Here is a 19770-nt window from a genome sequence, read left to right as displayed (position 1 = left end):
AAAGTAAATGGCGAAGAAGTGTATGCTTACAACCATTGACAATCCTTTCGATCCATTTGAACAGTTCACTTCATGGTTACTGTTTGATGAGGAAAAAGGTTATCATTCATGTTCGTATCTTGGTAGAATTGCCAGAACCTCGGACCAACTCTCCGATGAAGAGAATGACTTGGAAGTTGAACGAGCAATTGATGAGATCGTAAAATACGATTTCCGAAACATTTACAAAAAAGTTACGCGAGACGCGGGGGCTGTCTAGGTATCAGATGGTATAGGGGGGGGGGTAGCAAAAATCGCACCCCCTCCGTCATCGCGGCGGTCTTTAAAAATTCCCCGGGGGTATTTTTCGGAGAATGTTTTTACCTTCCGGCAGTATTTAACAGAGCTCATAAGGTTGGCTAAGTAATAAGCTGTGGTTCTTTTTACTCTTTTTTCTCCTTTCGGTAAAAAAGTTACAGTCAGCCTTGTGGGTTCTTTTAAATACTGCCGGAAAACTTTTATGAAACTATTGAAGAACAGACGGGAAGGAGGCAGTAAATGGCTAGAAAAGTAAAGAGTTCTGAATCGACAGGTTCTTCCAAAAAGATTCGTCCTGCTTTGACTCCGGAAGCAAGGGAACTTCAGATGATTTCTTTGGCTGTTGACCTGGCTGAAAGACAATTGCTGGAAGGGACTGCTTCTTCTCAGGTCATTACTCATTATTTGAAACTGGGCTCTTCCAGAGAGAAGCTTGAGAGGGAGAGACTGGAGGAAGAGAACAATCTGTTGCGGGCAAAAGTAAGAGCTATTGACTCCACAGATGAGATTAAAGATCTCTATAAGGACGCCATCAATGCGTTTCGTATATACAGTGGACAGGGTAACGATGATGATTAGGACATATTCGGAATTATCAAAATTGAAGACTTTTAAAGAACGATACGAGTATCTTCGTTTGGGCGGAGTCATCGGGGCAGACACGTTTGGGTTTGACCGATATCTGAATCAGATTTTCTATCGGTCTATGGAGTGGAAGTCAGTTCGTGATTTTGTGATTGTGAGAGATAACGGATGTGACCTCGGAATAGAAGGTCATGAGATATATGGGAAGATATTGATTCACCATATGAATCCGATTTCCGTGGAGGATATTTTAAAGAGAAGTGATTTTCTTTTAAATCCAGAATTTCTCATCTCAACAATTCTTACAACACATAATGCCATTCACTATGGAGATGAAAGTCTTCTTGTCGCAGAACCTATTGTTCGAAGCAGAAACGATACATGTCCCTGGAAACTTTGATGGAGAGGAGATCATAGAGATTATGGAAATTATAGAGAGTATATTGACTTCAATCAAAAAGATGCTTGGTATTACGGAAGAATATGAACATTTCGATTCAGATCTTATCATGCATATCAATTCAGTGTTTATGATTTTGACACAACTTGGGGTTGGTCCGCCATCGGGATTTTCCATTCGGGATAAAACTTCTATATGGAAAGAATTCGTCTCCGATGAGACAAAATTTCAGTTAGTAAAATCATATATGCATTTGAAGGTAAAGCTGCTGTTTGATCCTCCTTTGAGTTCCGCTGTAATGGCGTCTATGGAAAAGATGATTGCTGAGGCGGAGTGGAGACTGAATGTTGCAGCGGAAACTGACGAAGAAAAGTCCGAAGAACACGAGTCCTACGATGGCGAGTATAGGGTAACGCCGAAAGCGTTCCAATCTCAAATGCTGGATACTGAGAATAAAGTTCTGGATCGAAATATTGTGGTAACAGAAGTTCCGTATTACGAGACTGGGAACGCAGCAAACGGAGTGACATCATATATCGCAAAGGAGGGAGATTCAAAATGAGTAATGAAGCATTACTACAGCATCACGGGATTCTTGGAATGAAATGGGGCGTCCGAAGAACTCCCGAACAGCTTGCAAGAGCAAGCGGAAAGAAGACGAGTTCCGATGATGAGGTGAAGAAGATGTCTGATTCGGAACTCCGCTCAAAGATCAACCGTCTTCAAATGGAAAAGCAGTATAAACAGCTTACCAGTTCAGAAATTTCTGTCGGTAGAAAGTTTGTACAGGATGTGCTGACCAATGCCGCAAAGCAGACCGCCACCAATTATGTATCGAAGTACATGACGAAGGGAATTGACGCGGTCATCAAGAAAGCAACAAGCAAGTAGGTGATTCAATTATGGCATTATCAAACACTGCCGTTCCCAAATACTACGGCATGTTTCGGGATGCCGTAATCAGGGGAGAGATACCGGTTTGTAAAGAAATCTCTATGGAGATGAACAGAATTGACGACCTAATAGCCAATCCTGGTATTTACTATGATGACCAGGCCGTCGAAGGATGGATTGCCTATTGCGAATCAGAACTAACATTGACGGACGGTTCTGATTTGAATTTGCTGGACTCGTTTAAATTGTGGGGTGAGCAGCTTTATGGATGGTACTACTTCGTCGAACGAAGTGTGTGGGAGCCAAGTTCTGACGGACATGGCGGCCGATATGTGAATAAAAGAATCAAGCAGCGTCTGACGAAGAAACAATATCTTATCATTGGGCGAGGAGCTGCTAAATCTTTGTATGACACCTGTGTTCATTCCTATGGGCTGAATATCGACACATCCACGACTCATCAAGTCACGACAGCTCCTACCATGAAACAGGCGGATGAAGTAATGTCACCTTTTCGCACTGCGATTACAAGGTCGAGAGGTCCATTGTTCCGGTTTCTGACAGAGGGCTCTTTGCAGAATACGACTGGTTCTAAAGCAAAGAGAATGAAATTGGCCTCCACCAAAAAGGGTATTGAGAATTTTCTCACAGGTTCGCTTTTGGAAGTGCGGCCAATGTCCATCGCAAAGCTTCAGGGATTACGACCTAAGATTTCTACAGTGGATGAGTGGCTGTCCGGTGATACCAGGGAAGATGTGGTGGGCGCTTTAGAGCAAGGAGCATCGAAATTGGATGACTATATCATTGTTGCCACGAGTTCAGAGGGAACAGTGAGAAATGGAGCAGGCGATACAATCAAAATGGAGTTGATGGACATTCTTAAAGGAGAATATGTCAATCCACATGTTTCCATTTGGTGGTATAAGCTTGATTCCATTGATGAAGTTGGAAATCCAGACATGTGGTTGAAGGCGAATCCCAATATCGGTAAAACGGTAAGCTATGAGACCTATCAGCTCGATGTGGAAAGAGCAGAGAAGTCTCCGGCGGCCAGAAACGATATCTTGGCTAAGAGATTTGGATTGCCGATGGAGGGCTACACCTATTACTTCACATATGAAGAAACTCTTCCTCATAAGAAGAGAAGCTATTGGCAGATGCCCTGCTCTTTGGGAATTGATTTGTCGCAGGGGGATGACTTCTGTGCTTTTACGTTCCTTTTCCCGTTATCGAATGGTTCCTTTGGAGTTAAAACCAGGAACTACATTTCTTCATCGACTCTGATGAAACTTCCGGCAGCAATGAGAATTAAATACGACCAATTCATGGATGAAGGAAGCCTGATTGTCCTAGAGGGAACCGTTTTGGATATGATGGAAGTCTATGAAGATTTGGATAACCATATCACAGAATTTGGCTATGACGTTCGTTGCTTGGGGTATGACCCGTACAACGCAAAGGAGTTCATTGAGCGATGGTCTTCTGAAAATGGTCCGTTTGGAATCGAAAAGGTAATACAGGGTGCTAAGACAGAATCCGTTCCTTTGGGAGAGTTAAAGAAACTTTCTGAGGAGCGGATGCTTTTGTTTGATGAAGAACTTATGACCTTTGCAATGGGGAACTGTATCGTTATGGAAGATACGAATGGAAATCGTAAATTGCTGAAAAAGCGATATGACGCAAAGATTGATGCTGTGGCAGCTATGATGGATGCGTTTGTTGCTTTCAAGCTGAACAGAGATGCTTTTGAATAGGAGGTGACGATTTCAAAATGGAAGTTTCAATCGGTTCCAGGATTAAACATGCCTGGAATGCTTTTTTAAATAGAGACCCAACAGGTTTCTATCGGGACATAGGGGTTGGATATTCGTACAGGCCCGACCGTCCAAGACTCACAAGAGGAAATGAAAGATCTATCGTTACCTCTGTATATAATCGAATCGCATTGGATTGCGCTTCAATTAACATTCAACATGTCCGTCTGGACGACTCCGAAAGATTTCTTGAAAAAATTTCTTCGGGGCTAAATGATTGTCTGAATTTATCAGCCAACATTGACCAGACTGGGCGGGCTTTCCTTCAGGATGTGGTTTTGTCAATGCTCGATGAGGGATGTGTGGCGATTATCCCGGTGGATACGGATGATGACCCTGACACTACAGGCTCCTATAAAATCGAGTCAATGCGAACCGGGAAGATTCTGGAATGGTTTCCGAATCATATCAAAGCAAGAGTTTATAATGAGCGGACTGGATTAAAGGAAGACATTGTAGTTCCAAAAGATACGGTCGCCATTATTGAAAATCCGCTTTATGCGGTGATGAATGAGCCAAACTCAACGATGCAGCGTTTGATAAGAAAACTGAATTTATTGGACGTTGTTGATGAGCAGAGCAGTTCAGGAAAACTCGATTTAATTATCCAGCTTCCCTATGTGATAAAAACAGAAGCAAGGCGTCAACAGGCTGAGAAGAGGCGTGTCGAGATTGAGCGTCAGTTGGCCGGTTCTAAATATGGTATTGCGTATACCGATGGTACGGAGCGAATCACACAGTTGAATCGTTCTGTGGAAAATAATCTGATGAAGCAGATTGAATATCTAACGAGTATGCTATACAGCCAGTTAGGTATCACTCAGAGTATATTGGATGGTTCCGCAGACGAGAAGACCATGCTGAATTACTACAACCGTACTATTGAGCCGATCATTTCAGCAATCGTTGACGAAATGAAACGTAAGTTCCTTACTAAAACAGCCAGGTCTCAAAAGCAATCGATTCTGTTCTTCCGTGACCCCTTCAAACTTGTACCAGTAGCTGATCTGTCAGAAATTGCTGACAAATTCACAAGAAATGAGATTATGACATCAAACGAAATTCGCCAGATTATTGGTATGAAACCGTCTGATGATCCAAAAGCTGATGCGCTGAAGAACAGCAATATCAGTGAGGCCAAATCTGATCCTTCAAACGGTAGTTCTGATGTCGAATCCAATGAAAGTGATGCCGGAGCCGATTATGACAGTATCATAAACGAGCTGCTTGACGGTCTTGAAAAGGAGATTGATGAAATTATAGGAAGCTATCTTTCGGATGATGAGGAGGAGACCTAATGGATATTAACGAGCCTCTTCAACACTATGCATCTCCTTATTACGACCCGGTGAAAGCTCATGAATATTATATGAGAACCAGAGAACTCAAAGGGCGTCGTTCCACAACGAAGCTTAACGATGAGGGAAAGAAAGTCTGGGCTTATACAAAAAATGAGATTTCTGGTGAGAAGAAGGAAAAGGTAAAAGAAGAACAGGAAAAACGGAAACAAAAAATTGCTGAGCTGAGAGCAAAGGCCAAGGCGACCCGAGAGCAGATCTCGGCTAAATTAAAGGAACTGAATACTCAGCTTACCGAGGAATCTTCGTCGAGAAGGAGTAGGGTTGACTCCCGTAAAAAATCTGATTTGGAGGATATTGGAGAAGAAGCAGAAGACCAGAAAGAGCGTATCGATGAAAAGAAGAATACTGAGATCGAACGCTTAATGGCGATAGAAATTCCATCCGGGTTATCCAAAGAGGAAAGGGTAAAGCGAGTAGCGGAGCGAAATGAGAAAATTGCAAAGCTTCGTGATGATGCCAGCGAGGATAAATCTAAGGTGAGTGAGCAGGCGAAAGCTGAAAAGGAAGAGGTGAGAACTTCCGCAAGTCTTAAGAAGAAGCGAATTACCGAGGACACCAAAGAAGAAAGGGCTGATAATTCTGCGAATGCTAAATCGGAAAGAGAAAAAGTTAGTACAGAGTTAAAGGCTGCCGTTACCGCCGCAAGGGAAGCTTATAAAGCGGCAAAAGAAAATCTTGATGCCACTTATGAAGATCTTTATCAGCAAGAGTTTGACAAGATAGCTTCCGAATATAAAGCGGTAAAGAAGAGGAAACGGAGGAAGTAGCAATGGCTTTCGCACAATACTGATAGAAGGAGTGATTTTCAAAATGGAGAAATACGATTTTAGTGGTTGGGCCACTAGAAACGATCTTCTTTGCACCGATGGCCGTACCATCAAAAGGGATGCGTTTAAGAACCAGAATGGACAAACTGTTCCACTAATTTGGGGACATAATCATTCCGATCCCAATCGTGTACTCGGTCATGGGGTACTGGAAAATCGTGATGAGGGCGTTTATGCCTACTGTAGTTTCAATGACAGTGAATCCGGACAGGCAGCGAAGAAGCTAGTTAAGCACGGAGATGTTCGTTCACTTTCTATTTGTGCCGGTCAGCTTAAACAGGCCGGAGCGAATGTGATGCATGGCGTTATCTACGAACTGAGCCTTGTTCTGGCTGGAGCTAATCCGGGAGCTTTCATTGATTCTGTTATGGCTCACGGTGAGACTTCAGAAGACCGTACCATTATTGGATATGACGAGAACATTATGATTTATCATTCCGCCGAGGAGGATGACAAATCCGAGGAAAAGAAGACGGAGGAGAAATCCAAATCTAAGGAAGATAAGACTTCTGAAGAAAAACCTGAGGAAGTTGACGAGACAATTGAGCAGGTATTTAATACCCTCAATGAAAAGCAGAAAAATGTGGTTTATGCAATGATCGGACAGGCTATTGGGGAAACCGATAAGCCTGAAGATAAAAATGATGACGATTCTAAAGGAGGAAATACCGAGATGAAGCATAATGTGTTTGACAACGATAAGAAAAACGAAACCGGTGGCTTTCTGACGCATTCCGCACAGGAAGACATCATCAAGGCGGCGAAGACCAGCCAGGTTGGTACTTTCCAGACAGCGCTTCAGCTTTATGCGGAGCAGAACGGTCTTCAGCATGATGCTGTCAGCGGCGGATTTGTTCAGACCGGCGACGGAAATGTGACGAGTCTGTTCCCGGAATATCAGGAAGTGCGTCCGGGGGCTCCCGAACTCATTACCAATGACCAGGGCTGGATTACTAATGTGATGAAGAAAGTACATAAGAGCCCGATTTCCAGAATCAGAACCAGCCAGACCGATATTCGCGGTATTGATACACTTCGCGCCAGGGGCTACAAGAAAGGAAAAGAGAAGAAGCAGGCCGGAAATTTCAAGTTGGTACGCAGAACCACCGATCCGCAGACCGTTTATGTGAAGAATGCTCTGCATCGCGACGACATTGTCGATATCACGGATTTCGATTATGTAAAGTATCTGTATGACATCGACCGCCTGATGCTCAATGAAGAGCTGGCTATTGCGATGATGCTGGGGGACGGTCGTGATGATGGTGATGAGGGTAAGATCGATCCGGATAAGATCAGACCTATCTGGACCGATGATGACCTGTATACCATTCATGCAGATTTGGATGTTGCCGCCGCAAAAAAGGAACTTCAGGGTACTAATACCGGCGTGAACTTTGGCGAGAACTATATTTACGCTGAAGCAATGATCAATGCGGTTTTGTATGCAAGAGAGGATTATAAGGGTACTGGCACTCCCGATATGTACATCACTCCTCACATGCTCAATGTAATGCTCCTGGCTCGTGATATGAACGGCCGCCGCATTTATAGCTCTAAATCAGAGCTGGCTTCTGCTCTGAATGTTGGGGAAATCCATACGGCCGAGCAGTTCGAAGGCAAGACTCGTAAGACGGACGACAGCAAGACCAAGAAGCTGCTTGCCATCATCACGAACCTGAATGACTACTCTCTGGGTGCTACGAAAGGCGGCGAAGTTACTCACTTCACGCAGTTTGATATCGACTTTAACCAGGAGAAGTCCCTTCTGGAAACCAGATGCTCCGGCGCTCTGACCAGAGTGTACTCCGCCATTGCGATTGAAGAGGACGTAACGGTAAACCCTTAATCAGCTTCTCCGTTAGTCCCGAAGATGGAGAAGCCAATCTGTTCGGGAAAACGGTAAATTCGTTACAGGAGAATATTGCTATCAGAGAGTCTGAGATTACCGGTACATTGAAGCATGTTACTGGATACACGGGATTTAGCAGTAATACTTCTGAGCAGGAAGGAAACTATCTTGCTTTGAAAGTTGATGCTGATTCCAAAGATGCAGTTGCGACCGTTGAACTCGTAGGTGGTACCAAAGGACCGGTTACGCTTGATGACGACATGAACATTGTACTCCTTATTAAGAATAAGGATACTCAGAGCATTAAGGTGACGGTAGACAATGGAGAAAATTCCACTACGAAGACTTATGGGCTTATTGGATTGACTTTGGAGACAGAGTAAAGGAGAGAATTCAAAATGGCAAAGTTTTTTGGGAAAATCGGCTATGCAATATCAAAGGACGTTCGTCCGGGTGTTTGGGACGGGGAAATTACTGAGCGAGAGTATTTCGGCGATTTGATTCGGAATACCAGTCGGTATCAGACTTCCAATAAACTCAATGACGATATCAACATTTCCAATGAGATCAGCATCGTGGCCGATCCTTTTGCTTATCAGAATTTTCACGCAATGCGGTATGTCGAGTTCATGGGAGCGAAGTGGAAGATTTCCAGTGTTGAAGTACAGTATCCGCGTCTGATTCTGACGGTAGGAGGTGTGTATAATGACTGATCGACGAATCCTGTTTCATAAACTGTTGTGCGAGATTTTATCTTGCCCGATAGAAGGTGAACAGTGCCGATGTTATTTTCAGCCTCCGGAATCTATTAAGATGAATTACCCCGCTATTGTATATAGCCTTGATGATGTAGACAAGACATATGCAAACGACGGGGTATATTTATCTAATCGAAGATATGCCGTTACCGTTATTGATAAAGATCCGGATACATCCTTGGTGCAGAAAGTAACGAATTTACCGATGAGCCGGTTTGACCGGCATTTCAAAAAAGATAACCTGAATCACTACATTTTTAATGTGTATTTCTAAGATTGGAGGAATAATTCAATGAGTAAGCTTATTTGGGATAAAGTTGGGGAACGCCTCTACGAAACTGGTGTTGATCATGGTGTTCTCTACCCGATTCAGACTGGTGGACAGTATAACAAAGGTGTTGCTTGGAACGGTCTGAGCGCGGTGACAGAGAGCCCTTCCGGGGCGGAGCCCTCCCCGATCTATGCGGATAACATCAAGTATCTGAACCTGATGTCCGCAGAGGATTTCGGCGGAACGATTGAGGCTTATACTTCTCCGGATGAATTTGCGGAGTGTGACGGTTCCGTTGAAGTCGCTCCTGGTGTCTTTGCAGGCCAGCAGAGCAGGAAGCAGTTTGGACTTTCTTATCGCACTATTCTTGGCAATGATGTAGATTCCAATGACTATGGTTATAAGCTGCATCTTGTTTATAATTGCCTTGCCTCTGTTTCTGAGAAAGGCTATACCACTGTGAATGACAGCCCGGAGGCAATCGCTCTGTCCTGGGAATTCAGCACGACTCCGGCGGAGATTGCGAAGATAATCGATGGTAAGAAGCTGAAACCTACCGCAATCCTTACACTGGATTCTACTAAGATTGATGCGAAGAAGCTGGCAGCTCTGGAAGAAATCCTGTATGGTAAAGACCCGACTACTCCAGAGGGTAACGATGGCGTTGATCCCAGACTGCCGTTTCCTGATGAAGTGATTGAGCTTCTGGCTGCTGAAGACCTCCCTTAATGAGCCTTTCTGTTAAGCCTGAAGACGGAGAGGCTGTTTTATTTGGAAAAGCAGTGAATGAATTGCAGAGTGAGGTGGTTGTTGCTGATGATGAAGTGACAGGCACTCTGAAGTATGTCAATGGTTATGTTGAAGAATAACGTATAGGAAGCCTCGTATTCAATGTGCGGGGCTTCTTTTTATTTGAAAGGAGAAAAAATTATGCTGAAGAAAACCATTCCCTATATCGATCTGAATGGTGTCGAAAGAAAAGAGGATTTCTATTTCCACCTGTCAAAGCCGGAAATTGTCAAGATGCAGACAAGCGTGAAGGGTGGCTATGATGTACAGCTCAAGAGTATTGGCGCCGGTGCTGATGGCGGCCAGATTATGGAATTCTTTGAAGATCTCATTACGAAAGCTTACGGTGTCAAGAGTGAAGATGGCCGTCGCTTTATGAAGTCTGAGGAGATTTCCAGATCCTTTATGGAATCTCCTGCTTATGAGGTTCTCTTTGAGGAACTGGTTACGAATGACAAGGCAGCAGCAGACTTTGTGAATGCGGTGATGAACATCGGCAATTCTGCCACAGTTCCTGCAATCGCAGCAAACACTCAGAATTAAAGGAGAGGTGAGAGATGCTCCGAATCACAATACCATCCACGGAATTCTGGGAGGAGGTGAAGCAAGAGTTTGTTTACACAAAGGCTCAGACCTTGCAATTGGAGCATTCTCTTGTTTCTCTTTCAAAATGGGAATCGAGATGGAATAAGCCGTTTCTGACGAAGCAGGAAAAAACTTTGGAAGAAACCATCGATTATGTAAAATGTATGACTCTTACACAGAACGTGAACCCGGAAGTTTATAACTATCTGACGAACAGCAATATCAATGAGGTCAATCGGTATATTGCTCTTCCTATGACCGCCACCCGGTTTTTCGAGGAGAAAAAAACGCAGGGGAGCAGAGAGCAGATTACGGCAGAACTCGTTTATTACTGGATGATAGCTTTAAACATTCCATTTGAATGTCAGAAATGGCATCTCAATAAACTGTTCACTTTGATAAGAGTATGCGATGTGAAGAGCAGGCCGCCGAAGAAACATAGCCGCAGAGAAATTATGAAACGGAATGCGGCATTAAATGCGGCCCGCAAAAAGAAGTGGAATACGAAAGGGTGATTACTATGAGTAATAGCAGCTTGGTGAATTGTACAGTAAAAAGTCCAAACCATAGCGGAGCTAGGACGCATTCAATTGACCGGATCACTCCGCATTGTGTAGTCGGTCAGCTTTCAGCAGAATCTATTGGGGGCTGTTTTGACAGTAGTAACGTACAGGCTTCTTGCAACTATGGAATTGGTAGTGACGGACGTGTGGTTCTTTGCGTGGATGAGGCAAACAGAAGCTGGTGCTCTTCCAGTAACGCGAATGACCAGCGGGCTGTGACGATTGAGTGTGCCAGTGATATGACCGATCCGTATGCCATGACAAATGCGGTATATGAAAAGTTGGTTGCTCTGTGCGTTGATATCTGCCGGAGAAATGGTAAGACAAAACTCCTTTGGTTTGGCGACAAGGACAAATCTCTGAACTACAGTCCCAAATCAAACGAGATGATCCTTACGGTTCATCGGTGGTTTGCCAACAAATCTTGTCCTGGGGATTGGCTGTATTCCAGGCTGGGGAATCTTGCAAATCGGGTAACTGCTCAGCTTGGCGGAAGTACGACTGACAGCGTCCAGAAAACCTACAAAACTGGACTTTACAAAGTCAACATCGGTGATTTGAATATTCGCAAAGGCCCTGGGACGAATTACGGAACCAATGGGATGATTACTGACCGAGGTACTTACACGATTACCGAAATTCAGAACGGTTACTGGGGTAGGTTGAAATCCGGAGCAGGATGGATCAGCGTTCATGAAGCTTACTGTACCTATAAAGGCGCAGCTTCTTCTGATTCTGGTGGATCAGTAGAGAAGCCTTCTGGAAATTTTCTGGTTCAGGTGGACATTTCCGATCTGTATATCCGTAAAGGTCCTGGAACGAATTACGGAACCAATGGTTTCTGTCCGAAAGGAGTCTACACCATCGTCGAGGTTAAAACCGGTGCTGGTTCTGATGCTGGATGGGGTAAGTTGAAATCCGGAGCAGGATGGATCTCACTGGATTACGCAACTCGAATTTAAAGAGGACGCACGATGATAAGTTTCAGACAAAAGGGTGACTTCTCCAAGTTGACACGCTTTCTGGAGAGAGCAAAAGAAGCGGTTCACATCGGAGACCTGGACAAGTTTGGTAAAGAGGGAGTAGCCGCCCTTGCGTCTGCAACACCAGTGGATTCTGGGGAGACGGCGAATTCCTGGTATTACGAAATTGAGAATCGAAAAGGTTCGGTTACAATTTCATTTCATAATTCGAATGTTCAAAATGGAGTTCCAATCGCTGTTATTTTGCAGTATGGACACGGAACTCGAAACGGCGGCTGGGTACAGGGGCGAGATTACATCAATCCTGCTATCCAGCCTATTTTTGACGAAATTGCAAATAACGCATGGAAGGAGGTTACTAAGCTATGAGTAAGACGATTGATGAAAGAGTCGTTGAAATGCGATTCGATAACAAACAGTTTGAGCAGAATGTTCAGACCAGTATATCTTCAATTGAAAAGCTCGAAAAAAGCTTAAACTTAAAAGGTGCCTCCAAAGGATTGGATGACGTTAATGCCGCAGCAAAAAATTGCAATATGACTCCGCTTTCCAATGCGGTCGAAACCGTAAAGATGCGGTTTTCGGCGTTGGAAGTCATGGCAGTTACGGCTCTGGCGAACATCACAAATTCAGCGTTAAATGCTGGTAAAAATATTGTTTCTGCACTGACAATCGATCCAATTAAGACTGGATTTCAGGAGTATGAAACACAGATCAATGCAGTTCAGACCATTCTTGCTAATACACAGAGCAAGGGGACAACCATTGACCAGGTAAATGCTGCTCTTGATGAGTTGAACAAATACGCTGATCAGACGATTTACAATTTTACGGAAATGACCCGTAACATTGGCACTTTCACAGCTGCCGGTGTTGACTTGGATAAATCAGTAACATCAATCAAAGGTATTGCCAACTTAGCAGCAGCTTCGGGTTCTAATGCTTATCAGGCCAGTACCGCTATGTATCAGCTTTCGCAGGCGATTGCAGCGGGCAAGGTTAGTTTGCAAGACTGGAATTCCGTTGTAAATGCGGGAATGGGCGGTCAGCTATTTCAAGACGCCTTAACTCGAACCGCAGAACATTTCGGAACCAACATGGATGCGATGATTGAACAGTATGGTTCATTCAGAGCTTCTCTGACCGAAGGTGGATGGCTGACAACAGAGGTGTTGACCGAAACTCTGACACAGTTGTCTGGAGCTTACTCAGAAGCAGATCTTATCGCTCAGGGATATACCGAAGAACAAGCTAAAGAGATTACAAAACTGGCTCAGACAGCATTGGATGCAGCTACCAAGGTAAAGACATTCACGCAGTTATGGGACACCCTGAAAGAATCGGTTCAGTCTGGTTGGACTCAGAGTTGGGAAATCATCATTGGTGATTTCGAAGAGGCAAAAGAACTTTTAACTGAGGTTAGCAACGCCCTTGGCAACATGGTAAATGCTTCTGCCGAAGCGAGAAATAAGATGTTGCAGGATTGGAAAGATCTTGGCGGACGAACTGCGTTGATTGAAGCGGTAAGGAATGCTTTCGAGGGTGTTTTAAGCATTATAAAGCCAGTTAAAGAAGCGTTTAGAGAAGTCTTTCCGCCGATGACCGGAGAACAGCTTTACAATCTCACTGTAGGATTACAGGAACTTACCGAAAAATTCAAAATGGGCGAAGAAACAGCGAATAACCTGAAGAGAACATTCAAAGGGGTATTCGCTTTATTTGATATTGGACTTCAAGGTGTCAAAGCGCTTGTTGGTGGATTTGCAGATCTGATTGGTTATGTGGCTCCGGCCGGAGATGGAATTCTCGGGTTTACGGCCAGCATTGGAGATTTCATTGTTAGTATCGATGAAGCTATTAAATCGTCCGATGCCTTTAACAAAGCTATCGAAGGAATCGGGAATTTCCTGAAACCAATTGCGGATGGAATAAAGACTTTTGTAAAAACAGTTGCCGATGCGTTCAGCGAGTTTGCGAATGTTGATACCAGTGGTCTCGATAATTTTGCGGATAAGGTACAGACTCGGTTTGAACCGTTTGTAAAATTAGGCGAACTGGTAAAGAAGGCATTTGAAGGAATTATTGGGATTGTCGAGAAGGCAGCGCCTGTTTTATTGAAGCTGGGTTCCATTGTCGCAAATGCGTTTGGAAACCTTGGGGAAGCAATTCTCACAGCATTTGATACCGCAAGTTTTGACCCAATTTTGGATTTAATCAATACCGGATTGTTTTCTGCAATTCTAATCGGGGTGAAAAAGTTTATTGACTCTCTATCGGAAATCACCGAAAACGGCGGCGGAATTCTTGGTTCATTCAAAGATATTTTGGATGGAGTTAAGGGGAGTCTTGAAGCATGGCAGTCAAGTCTGAAAGCTGGCACTCTTCTGAAGATTGCCGGAGCTATGGCAATCCTGACCGCAGCGATTGTGGCGTTATCCCTGGTTGATTCCGAAAAGCTGAATGCGTCCTTGGGAGCTTTGAGTGTTCTGTTCGTCGAACTGCTTGGTTCAATGGCCATCTTTGAAAAGATAATGAACGGAGCGGCAATCAAAGGAATGGGACAGTTGACCATTGCGATGATTGGGATGTCTACCGCTGTTCTTATTCTTGCAGGCGCAGTTCAGAAATTATCCGGTTTGGATTGGGATGAGCTTCTGAAAGGATTGGTTGGCGTTGCCGGGTTATCCGCTATTCTGGTAGCATCTGCGACAGCTCTTTCCAAAACATCGAAGGGGTTGATAAAAGGTTCTGCTGGTTTAGTAGTATTTGCAGCAGCGATTCGAGTGCTTGTAGGAGCAGTTGAAGATTTGGGAGCGTTGGATGTAGGCTCTTTGGCGAAAGGTCTGATTGGAGTCGGCGTTCTTTGCACCGAACTGGCGTTGTTCCTGAAAGCTACGGATTTGGATGGGATGGGTGTTCTGAAAGGAACTGGTTTGGTTCTTCTTGCGGCGTCCATCAATATTCTGGCGAATGCGGTTGGAGCATTTGGTGCTTTGGATATTTCCACTCTTTTGAAGGGATTATCTGCGGTTGCGGTGGTTCTTACCGAACTGGCGGTATTCACCAAAGTGACAGCCAATGCGAAGCATGTGATTTCTACCGCTACAGCAATGACAATTCTTGGGGCGGCTATGCTCGTGTTTGGGGAAGCAGTGGAAAAGATGGGGAACTTGACATGGGGGGAGATTGGACGAGGTCTTACCACAATGGCTGGTTCTATGGCTGCTGTAACGGTTGCGATGAATCTACTTCCAAAAGGAATGATGTCGAAAGCGACTGGAATGGTGGAGGTCGGTGCAGCATTACTCATTATTGGCGAAGCAGTTCGAAATATGGGCGGAATGTCTTGGGATGAAATTGCCAGAGGACTGGTAACCCTTGCAGGTTCCATGACCATTCTTGTTGTGGCACTCAACGCAATGAAAACTGCACTTCCGGGTGCGGCAGCGGTTCTTACCGTGTCCGCTGCATTGGCGATATTTACCCCGGTTCTCAAGTCATTGGGGAATATGTCTTGGGAGAGCATCGCCAAAGGGTTGGTGGCACTGGCCGGCTCTTTCACCGTTCTCGGTGTTGCAGGAGTGGCATTAGGACCATTGACTCCGGCTATTTTAGGACTTTCAGCCGCTATTGCCGTATTGGGAGTAGGATGTCTGGCCGCAGGTGCTGGTATTCTCGCATTTTCCACTGGACTTTCTGCTCTGGCAGTATCCGGAGCAGCGGGAGCGGCATCCCTTGTAGTGGCGGTATCCAGTATTCTCAGTCTGATTCCATTGCTGTTTGAAGCGATAGGCGAAGGAATCCTTTCTCTCGCAGGAGTAATTGCAAATGGGGGACCGGCTATTGCCGAGGCATTTACAGTATTGGTACTTGCAGCAGTTGAGGCTTTGGTTACGGCTGTTCCAGCAGTCGTGGACGGACTATTTGTCTTGGTTGACAGTGTGCTTTCGGCTCTGGTTGAGCATACGCCGATCATCGTAGAGCAGTTATTCGATATTCTGATCGGAATTATCCAGGCTATCACGACAAAATTGCCAGAACTGATTGTAGCCGGTGTGGAGCTGCTGATGGCTTTCTTTGATGGCGTAATCGATGCTTTGAGTGGTATTGACGTAAATGTACTCATCAAAGGAATCGCTGGAATTGGTTTGCTTTCAGCAATCATGCTTGCTCTTAGTGCAGTGGCATCGTTGGTACCAGGAGCCATGCTTGGCGTTCTCGGGATGGGAGCAGTCATTGCAGAGTTGGCATTGGTTCTGGCGGCTGTCGGTGCCTTGGCTCAGATTCCGGGATTGGAATGGCTTATCGGTGAGGGCGGAAATCTATTGCAGGGAATTGGTACGGCTATCGGTCAATTTGTTGGCGGAATTGTCGGCGGTTTCATGTCTGGAGTTTCAAGTCAATTCCCTCAAATTGGTTCAGATCTTTCTGCGTTTATGACGAATGTGCAGCCATTTATCGAAGGTGCTACACAGCTTAATCCTTCTATGCTGGATGGCGTAAAAGCATTGGCAGAAACAATTCTTATTCTGACCGCTGCCGATATTTTGAACGGATTGACTTCCTGGATTACAGGAGGATCTTCTCTGAGCGACTTTGCTACTCAACTCGTTCCATTTGGTGAAGCGATGCGAGATTTCTCTATTGCCATTGCTGGTATGGACGGGGAATTGGTGGCAAATGCGGCTACGGCGGGAAGGACACTTGCGGAGATGGTGGCAACCCTTCCGAATTCCGGAGGAGTCATCGGCTTCTTTACGGGTGAGAACGATATGAGTGCTTTCGGCGCCCAGCTTATTCCATTTGGCGAAGCAATGATGGGGTTTGCAAATGCCGTAAGAGGACTAGATGCAGATACCGTAACGAATGCTGCTACCGCAGGAAAGGCTATGGCTGAAATGGCAACCACAATTCCGAATTCTGGAGGCGTGGTAGGTTTCTTTGCTGGCGAAAATGATATGGATGCGTTTGGCGAGCAGCTTGTACCGTTCGGCGAGGCGATGATGCTGTTCTCTCAGGCGGTAAGAGGTTTGGATGCGAATGTAATCGTGGAATCTGCTACTGCGGGAAAGGCTTTAATCGAATTGGCAAATACTGTTCCCAACAGTGGCGGTGTCGTGGGCTTCTTTACCGGAGAGAACGACATGGACACGTTCGGGGAGAAGTTGGTGCCATTTGGCAGAGCGATGAAATCCTACTCTGATGCGATTGCGGGCATTGATGTGGAGGCCGTTACGAACTCCGCAACGGCTGGCAAAGCAGTGGTTGAGTTGGCGAATACGTTACCGAATACAGGTGGATTGGTGAGTTGGTTTACCGGAGACAATGATATTGCTGCTTTTGGCACAAGTTTGGTCTCCTTTGGTAAGAGCTTCGCACAATATTCCGACTATATGAAAGATGTGGATGCGAACATCGTTACCACTACAACTAATGCTGCTACATCCATTGTTGAGCTTCAGAAAAGTCTTCCAAAAGAAGGCGGATGGTTCTCCGATGATATGACACTTTCCAGCTTCGGTAGCGATATGGCTTCGTTCGGTTCTCATTTCAGTAATTATTACAACAGCATCAGTGGTATTGATACGACGTTGTTGTCCGGAGTGATTACCCAGACAAACCGGCTTGTCAGTATGGCAAATGGGATGGTTGGTCTGGATACAAGCGGTATGACTTCCTTCAGCTCTGCGTTGACAACGCTTGGCGAAACCGGTGTAACCGGATTTATCAATGCATTCAATAATGCAGAATCGAAAGTAACAGCCGCAGCTTCAAGTATGTTGTCATCCTTCATCAATGGCGCAAATGCGAAGAAATCCGAACTGACAACGACATTCACTACGCTGGTTCAGGCTGTGCTGACGGCAATCAATGGGAAACAGGGAGAGTTCCAAACCAGTGGCTCTACACTTATGGTTAAGTTTATCGCCGGTGTACGGTCTCAGGATAGTTCTTCCAGAACAACCTTTACCAATATCGTTAGCGGTTGTTTGACTGCAATACGAAATAAGTACGGGGAATTTACGTCAACTGGAACCCAGACGATGGTGAAGCTTATTGCCGGCGTCAGATCGCAGGACAGTAGTGCGAGGCTGGCGTTTACAAACATTATCAGCGCTTGTCTTACGGTGATTAAAAATAAATATGCGGAGTTTACCTCGACTGGTAGAGAGTGCATGGTTAAGTTTATCGCCGGTGTGAGAAGCAAAGATAGTGAACTCCGAACAGCTTTTACAACTACGCTGAGTGGCTCTGTAACTGCCATCAAAGACTATTATAGTCAGTTCAAATCTGCCGGTTCATACTTGGTCGATGGTTTCTGTGATGGTATCAGCGAAAATACCTGGAAAGCAGAAGCAAAAGCAAGAGCTATGGCAGCCGCAGCCGCTGAAGCAGCGGAAGACGAATTGGACGAGCATTCTCCTTCTAAACGCTTTTATGGAATCGGTAACTTTGCAGGAGTCGGCTTCATAAATGCGTTGATTGACAATGTTTCCAAGGCTGGAAAGGCTGGACGGGAAATTGCCAGATCTTCTATCGATGGACTGAATGACATCATTTCCAAGATTGCAGACTATGTAGATGCAGACATGGATGTTCAGCCCACCATTCGACCGGTTCTTGACCTATCCGCTGTAGAAGCAGGGACCGGAAGGCTGAATACTTTGTTTAGCAGAAATCAGGCATTATCTGTCAGCACTGGGATGAATGATCGTGTTTCTGAAATGGAAGTTCAAAATGGAGAAAGTTCTCCTACGGGAAATACCTATCAATTCACGCAAAATAATTATTCGCCTAAAGCTCTGTCGAGAATTGATATTTATCGGCAGACAAAGAATCAATTTTCGGCGATGAAAGGGCTGGTGGGTAACACATGATTAGAGCAGTAACTGTAACTAATTACTTGGGCGAATCAAAAAGATTTGAATTAGCGTTCCCGGAGGAATCCGGGTTCGCTGTTCAATCTATCAGCGGATTGGGACCGAGCAAGGCAGATATTAACACGACCGAAATCTCTACGAATGACGGATCGCTGTATAACTCGGCAAGAGTAAATTCCAGAAATATCGTTATGTCTCTGAAACTGATGTTTAATCCTCAGATTGAAGACACAAGACATGACTCCTACAAATACTTTCCGATAAAGAAGAAAGTAACACTTCTCATAGAGACTGATAATCGTATTTGTGAGACTTATGGTTATGTGGAATCAAATGAACCAGATATTTTCAGCAGCGATGAGACGACGCAGATTTCAATCGTGTGTCCTGATCCTTATTTTTATTCTGCTGGTCCGGATGGAACTAATACCACTATCTTCTATGGAGTGGAACCTCTGTTTGAGTTCGCTTTTTCGAATGAATCTTTAACCGAGTCCTTGATTGAATTTGGCGAGATTAAGAATGAAACCGAGCAGACGGTATATTACTCCGGTGATGCCGAGATCGGGGTTGTGATTACCATCCATGCCATTGGAAATGTGAGAAACATCACGATTTACAATACCGGGACGAGAGAGGTAATGCGTATTGATACTGATAAATTAAAGCAGCTAACTGGTTCTGGAATGGTTGCTGGCGATGAAATCATTATCTCAACAATCAAAGGGGATAAATCAATCACGCTTCTTCGAAACGGTATCTACACTAATATTTTAAACTGCCTTGACAAAGATTCCGATTGGTTTCAGCTATCAAAAGGCGATAATATTTTCGCTTATGTGGTTGAAGAAGGAACAACCAACGTGCAGTTTAAGATTGAAAACAGAACGGCGTTTGAGGGGGCATAGTT

General features: G+C 44.8%; 19 protein-coding genes. All 19 read left to right on the top strand.

The window, feature by feature from the left end:
- Positions 1–7: 7 nt before the first annotated feature.
- The 19 genes from FGS84_RS17300 to FGS84_RS17210 all read left to right on the top strand — a co-directional run bounded on the left by FGS84_RS17300 (position 8) and on the right by FGS84_RS17210 (position 19768).
- Positions 8–259 carry a hypothetical protein gene (locus FGS84_RS17300; protein ID WP_007868750.1) on the top strand — a complete coding sequence of 84 codons (252 nt, stop codon included), beginning with the start codon at positions 8–10 and terminating at the stop codon, positions 257–259.
- A gap of 278 nt (positions 260–537) precedes the next feature.
- Positions 538–876, top strand: coding sequence for a hypothetical protein (locus tag FGS84_RS17295; RefSeq protein ID WP_006781004.1), 339 nt, complete (start codon positions 538–540; stop codon positions 874–876).
- Positions 877–1003: 127 nt separating this feature from the next.
- Entirely contained in the window at positions 1004–1282 is a 279-nt protein-coding gene (locus FGS84_RS17290) for a hypothetical protein (RefSeq protein ID WP_243130008.1), read from the top strand.
- Positions 1242–1844, top strand: coding sequence for a structural protein (locus FGS84_RS17285; RefSeq protein ID WP_243130007.1), 603 nt, complete (start codon positions 1242–1244; stop codon positions 1842–1844). Before FGS84_RS17290 ends, FGS84_RS17285 begins: the two co-directional genes overlap by 41 nt.
- Positions 1841–2173, top strand: a complete 333-nt coding sequence (locus FGS84_RS17280) for a hypothetical protein (RefSeq protein ID WP_007868739.1) — start codon at positions 1841–1843, stop codon at positions 2171–2173. The genes FGS84_RS17285 and FGS84_RS17280 overlap by 4 nt, the downstream gene beginning before the upstream one ends.
- Positions 2174–2184: 11 nt before the next feature.
- Entirely contained in the window at positions 2185–3930 is a 1746-nt protein-coding gene (locus tag FGS84_RS17275; RefSeq protein ID WP_007868738.1) for a terminase TerL endonuclease subunit, read from the top strand.
- A 17-nt stretch (positions 3931–3947) separates the two neighbouring features.
- The gene (locus tag FGS84_RS17270; RefSeq protein WP_007868735.1) at positions 3948–5288 is read left to right on the top strand and encodes a phage portal protein; all 1341 of its coding nucleotides are present in this window, start codon (positions 3948–3950) and stop codon (positions 5286–5288) included.
- Positions 5288–6118: a hypothetical protein gene (locus FGS84_RS17265; protein WP_007868723.1), complete on the top strand. Its 831-nt coding sequence runs from the start codon at positions 5288–5290 to the stop codon at positions 6116–6118. Before FGS84_RS17270 ends, FGS84_RS17265 begins: the two co-directional genes overlap by 1 nt.
- 43 nt (positions 6119–6161) lie before the next feature.
- Positions 6162–8027, top strand: a complete 1866-nt coding sequence (locus FGS84_RS17260) for an HK97 family phage prohead protease (protein WP_007868722.1) — start codon at positions 6162–6164, stop codon at positions 8025–8027.
- A gap of 107 nt (positions 8028–8134) precedes the next feature.
- The gene (locus FGS84_RS17255) at positions 8135–8413 is read left to right on the top strand and encodes a hypothetical protein (RefSeq protein ID WP_243130006.1); all 279 of its coding nucleotides are present in this window, start codon (positions 8135–8137) and stop codon (positions 8411–8413) included.
- A gap of 15 nt (positions 8414–8428) precedes the next feature.
- Positions 8429–8743 carry a hypothetical protein gene (locus FGS84_RS17250; protein ID WP_007868718.1) on the top strand — a complete coding sequence of 105 codons (315 nt, stop codon included), beginning with the start codon at positions 8429–8431 and terminating at the stop codon, positions 8741–8743.
- A gap of 337 nt (positions 8744–9080) precedes the next feature.
- A complete protein-coding gene (locus FGS84_RS17240) occupies positions 9081–9788 on the top strand; it encodes a hypothetical protein (protein WP_007868716.1) in 708 nt (235 codons plus the stop codon).
- Positions 9788–9928 carry a hypothetical protein gene (locus FGS84_RS30930; RefSeq protein WP_007868714.1) on the top strand — a complete coding sequence of 47 codons (141 nt, stop codon included), beginning with the start codon at positions 9788–9790 and terminating at the stop codon, positions 9926–9928. The genes FGS84_RS17240 and FGS84_RS30930 overlap by 1 nt, the downstream gene beginning before the upstream one ends.
- 61 nt (positions 9929–9989) lie before the next feature.
- Positions 9990–10391: a hypothetical protein gene (locus FGS84_RS17235; RefSeq protein ID WP_007868712.1), complete on the top strand. Its 402-nt coding sequence runs from the start codon at positions 9990–9992 to the stop codon at positions 10389–10391.
- 56 nt (positions 10392–10447) lie between these two features.
- Complete coding sequence (locus FGS84_RS17230) at positions 10448–10948, top strand: hypothetical protein (RefSeq protein WP_330417969.1); 501 nt, start codon at positions 10448–10450, stop codon at positions 10946–10948.
- 5 nt (positions 10949–10953) lie between these two features.
- The gene (locus FGS84_RS17225) at positions 10954–11958 is read left to right on the top strand and encodes an N-acetylmuramoyl-L-alanine amidase (RefSeq protein ID WP_007868708.1); all 1005 of its coding nucleotides are present in this window, start codon (positions 10954–10956) and stop codon (positions 11956–11958) included.
- Positions 11959–11970: 12 nt separating this feature from the next.
- On the top strand, positions 11971–12348 hold the full coding sequence (locus FGS84_RS17220) for an HK97 gp10 family phage protein (RefSeq protein WP_006780988.1): 378 nt from the start codon (positions 11971–11973) through the stop codon (positions 12346–12348).
- The gene (locus tag FGS84_RS17215) at positions 12345–18857 is read left to right on the top strand and encodes a tape measure protein (protein WP_007868699.1); all 6513 of its coding nucleotides are present in this window, start codon (positions 12345–12347) and stop codon (positions 18855–18857) included. The genes FGS84_RS17220 and FGS84_RS17215 overlap by 4 nt, the downstream gene beginning before the upstream one ends.
- Positions 18854–19768: a phage tail domain-containing protein gene (locus FGS84_RS17210; RefSeq protein ID WP_007868698.1), complete on the top strand. Its 915-nt coding sequence runs from the start codon at positions 18854–18856 to the stop codon at positions 19766–19768. Before FGS84_RS17215 ends, FGS84_RS17210 begins: the two co-directional genes overlap by 4 nt.
- The last annotated feature ends 2 nt before the right edge of the window (positions 19769–19770 follow it).

This window comes from Clostridium sp. 1001271st1 H5 (genome assembly GCF_005845215.1).
GTDB lineage: Bacteria > Bacillota > Clostridia > Lachnospirales > Lachnospiraceae > Enterocloster.
The sequence above is the reverse complement of the archived record's forward strand: the minus strand, read 5'-3'. Positions and strand labels throughout refer to the sequence as shown.

Excerpts from the sequence above, each read along its gene's own strand:
- FGS84_RS17280 (WP_007868739.1), top strand. The coding sequence starts at position 1,841 with ATGAGTAATGAAGCATTACTACAGCATCACGGGATTCTTGGAATGAAA.
- FGS84_RS17295 (WP_006781004.1), top strand. The coding sequence starts at position 538 with ATGGCTAGAAAAGTAAAGAGTTCTGAATCGACAGGTTCTTCCAAAAAG.
- FGS84_RS17290 (WP_243130008.1), top strand. The coding sequence starts at position 1,004 with ATGGAGTGGAAGTCAGTTCGTGATTTTGTGATTGTGAGAGATAACGGA.
- FGS84_RS17225 (WP_007868708.1), top strand. The coding sequence starts at position 10,954 with ATGAGTAATAGCAGCTTGGTGAATTGTACAGTAAAAAGTCCAAACCAT.
- FGS84_RS17220 (WP_006780988.1), top strand. The coding sequence starts at position 11,971 with ATGATAAGTTTCAGACAAAAGGGTGACTTCTCCAAGTTGACACGCTTT.
- FGS84_RS17275 (WP_007868738.1), top strand. The coding sequence starts at position 2,185 with ATGGCATTATCAAACACTGCCGTTCCCAAATACTACGGCATGTTTCGG.
- FGS84_RS17235 (WP_007868712.1), top strand. The coding sequence starts at position 9,990 with ATGCTGAAGAAAACCATTCCCTATATCGATCTGAATGGTGTCGAAAGA.
- FGS84_RS17215 (WP_007868699.1), top strand. The coding sequence starts at position 12,345 with ATGAGTAAGACGATTGATGAAAGAGTCGTTGAAATGCGATTCGATAAC.
- FGS84_RS17300 (WP_007868750.1), top strand. The coding sequence starts at position 8 with ATGGCGAAGAAGTGTATGCTTACAACCATTGACAATCCTTTCGATCCA.
- FGS84_RS17260 (WP_007868722.1), top strand. The coding sequence starts at position 6,162 with ATGGAGAAATACGATTTTAGTGGTTGGGCCACTAGAAACGATCTTCTT.
- FGS84_RS17270 (WP_007868735.1), top strand. The coding sequence starts at position 3,948 with ATGGAAGTTTCAATCGGTTCCAGGATTAAACATGCCTGGAATGCTTTT.
- FGS84_RS17240 (WP_007868716.1), top strand. The coding sequence starts at position 9,081 with ATGAGTAAGCTTATTTGGGATAAAGTTGGGGAACGCCTCTACGAAACT.
- FGS84_RS17250 (WP_007868718.1), top strand. The coding sequence starts at position 8,429 with ATGGCAAAGTTTTTTGGGAAAATCGGCTATGCAATATCAAAGGACGTT.
- FGS84_RS30930 (WP_007868714.1), top strand. The coding sequence starts at position 9,788 with ATGAGCCTTTCTGTTAAGCCTGAAGACGGAGAGGCTGTTTTATTTGGA.
- FGS84_RS17210 (WP_007868698.1), top strand. The coding sequence starts at position 18,854 with ATGATTAGAGCAGTAACTGTAACTAATTACTTGGGCGAATCAAAAAGA.
- FGS84_RS17265 (WP_007868723.1), top strand. The coding sequence starts at position 5,288 with ATGGATATTAACGAGCCTCTTCAACACTATGCATCTCCTTATTACGAC.